Raw genomic sequence first — 347 nt, 5'->3', positions numbered from 1 at the left:
GTACACGTGGAAACCATCCACAATCAACTCTGTGCGGATGTTATCTTCCAGCATAGCGTGTCCCGTTACACCAGGTTCGCGGTGTGACATTGGACGTTGTGCGTTGTACAAGTGGGTGATGTGGCTTGCCTTAGAATTGTGTTGCAAGAAATCACGTGTTGCATTTGAGTGACCGATTGAACCGATAATGTTGTTATCAGCTAGGTAATCCTCAAAGGCACGCACGTCTTCAGCTTGCTCGGGTGCGTACGTGATCAAACGTACACGGTTACCTGACAATTCGTTCCACTTCTTTACCAAGTCAATGCTTGGTGCAATGATGTGTTCCTCTGGTTGGGCACCCTTGA

At 48.1% G+C, this 347-nt stretch carries 1 pseudogene; it reads right to left on the bottom strand.

What is annotated here, in order from left to right:
* Positions 1-347 (bottom strand): annotated as a pseudogene (locus tag MN204_RS20400) (N-acetylglucosamine-6-phosphate deacetylase); the annotation flags it as partial.

The organism is Oceanobacillus saliphilus (assembly GCF_023522835.1).
Lineage (GTDB): Bacteria > Bacillota > Bacilli > Bacillales > Amphibacillaceae > Oceanobacillus > Oceanobacillus saliphilus.
Note: the sequence above shows the minus strand (reverse complement) of the source record. Positions and strands in the feature narration are given on the sequence as shown.